Here is a 2,612-nt window from a genome sequence, read left to right as displayed (position 1 = left end):
GCTAAAGGATATTCTTGATAATTTGGATCGATATTCCAAGCATCCCAATATTGACCTTTATCTTGAAAAGCTTGCAATTCATTCCCCTTCCCTTTTCCCAAAACTTCCCTTTCATTAATCTTGTCAAAAATACTCTCCAAATTTCCCGTTTCCCCCTCCACCTTTACCCGTAATAAATCATTCTCTAAAAGCCATCTTTCAGCATTTAAACTAACAGTATTGACAGAATCAAATTTTTTCGCTATCCTTTCTGTAAAATGGGCGCTAGGTATGCTCATATATAGTCTTTTGTCCAAATCAAAAAACCCGCAACATAACCAAAACACTCGATAACCAACCCCAGGCACATCAGAAGCAACAAACAATAAATCCTTATCCAATACCTGAGAACTAACTAATTTTCCCTCATTGTCATAAACTTGCCAGTCATTTCCATCGTTTTGCATACCAGCAGAATAATTATCCATTTCCAAACCCTCTTCCTGCTCCCTTCCATGGTGCGGCACAAAATGCGTCTGTCGCCTCCCCATAGTTGCACCGCCACTCCCTACCCCCCAATAATCCCTTTTTTCTGGAAGCGCTGGCAAAGCAACCGAAACCAACTCCGAACGTTGCCAATTCAAAGAATTAAAAACAATAACCGGATAAAACATCCCACCTTCACCAGAATCAAACGAAAAAGGTGGACAAAGATCCACATGAGAGGCAATGGAGGCGATCGCCTCATCCAAAATTTCCAACCCCAACCGTTCAGACTCTCTCCAACTACGATTAGCATCCACATAAACATCAGAAATAGCCGAACCAGGCAAAATATCATGAAACTGATTAAACAAAACCCCCTTCCAAGCAACCTCCAAATCACTCTTCCGATAAAAAGCCCCAGTCAGAACCGAAGCAAAAACAGCAAACAACTCCGCCTCATACAACAAACCCTCGCAACAACGGTTCCATCTTTTTTGATCTGCATGAGTCGTATAACAACCCCGATGAAATTCCAGATAAAGTTCATCCCGCCAAATAGGATAATCATCAGAACTTTCCCCCGCCAACTTCATCAAAAAATTCTCAGCAGTCGTAAACTCCAACAAAGGAAAAAAACCAGACTCCTGCCATCTTTTACCTACCTCCAACATATCCCGAGTCGGCCCCCCACCATGGTCTCCCACCCCAGGCAACCACAAAACATTTTTCCTGCCAGTTTTCACCAACCATTCACAAGCAAACTTTGCCATTTTCACAACTTCAATACTTTCTCCTATCGGCGGTGACATAAAACTAAAAATCCGACTTTTATCCAGACCTTCCCACCAAAAAACCTCAAAAGGAAACTCTGTTAAATCATTCCAACGCAACTTTTGAGTCACAAAATATTCCATACCTCCACCCTGAAGAATTTGCGGAAGTTGCCAACAAAAACCAAAACTATCCGGCAACCAAGCTACAAGAGAAAATCTACCAAATTTTCCCCAAAAATACCTTTGACCATATAAAACTTGTCGAACAATTGATTCCCCACTCACCGTATTCAACTCTGGTTCTACCCAAAAACCCCCAACAAATTCCCACTTTCCCAACTCAATTTGTTCTTTAATTCTGTTAAATAAATCTGGTCGATTTATTTCTATCCATTCATATAGTGCCGGAGTCGAATGACAGAAAATAAGTTCGGGAAAATCTTGTTGTAAATTCAATACAGACTCAAAAGTTCGTTCAGCCACTTCCCAAGTTTCTTTGACATCCCATAACCAAGCTAAATCTAAATGAGCATGACCCAATAATTTCAATTTTAAACTATTAATATACTTCCCAGAAATTTTGAATATTTCAGCATTAACTTTTGCTAGACATTCTTCAAACTTTTCTCTCTCTCCAACTGACTGCCAATCTATCAAATTTACTGCATCTTTTATTATGTCTATATCTAAGCAATTATCACCTTCAACTTTTGCCAAATATTCAACCAAAATTTCTAACTCATCCGCAAAAAAACCAGGGTCTAACTGATAATTATCTAAATTTTCATACACGCACCAAGACTTTACTAAAGCTCCACAGTCATGTACTGGACTTACTAACTTAATCCCAATTAAAAAAGTTTCCCCAACCATCGCCTTTGGACTCAATAAAATTCTACTTGAACAGTCAAATAAATCTCCTGTCTGTACTAATTTTCCGTTAACATAAATTTCCGCAGATTCAGCCCACCAAGTTAAGCCTAATTTTAAAGATAAATCAGCTAAAAAATAGTTGTTTAAGTGTGAGGGAATTATCAATTTTTGCCCTAACCATAAAATCTGTTTACCTTTTGCCCAGGCAATATGTTTTTTCTCATTTGTTACGGCTAACTCCCAAGTATCTAAATTTTCAAGTGTAGTTACAGGTATATCTCCTTGTCGACATCGCCATTGTCTTTGAATATCTACTTGAGTTAATTTTCGTAGCTTTTCTATAGTTGTGGAAATTTCTCTAATAGAAAGTTGCATAAAGTTTTGATTTGTTGATTATTGAATGGTTAGAGCGAGTATATAGCAGAAGGAAGAAGAATAGATAAGATATAAGCGATCGCTCCACTCAATTGAGAAGATAGAGAAAATATTCGTTTCAGTGGA

The 2,612-nt window shown here is 38.2% G+C and carries 1 protein-coding gene; it reads right to left on the bottom strand.

Going from position 1 to position 2,612, the window contains the following annotated elements:
• Positions 1-2,486 (bottom strand): alpha-mannosidase (locus AC3DU7_RS18260; protein ID WP_488040740.1); only part of this gene is annotated, 2,486 nt, incomplete at its 3' end.
• Positions 2,487-2,612 lie beyond the last annotated feature (126 nt).

Source organism: Okeania sp. (assembly GCF_983059655.1).
The sequence above is the reverse complement of the archived record's forward strand: the minus strand, read 5'-3'. Positions and strand labels throughout refer to the sequence as shown.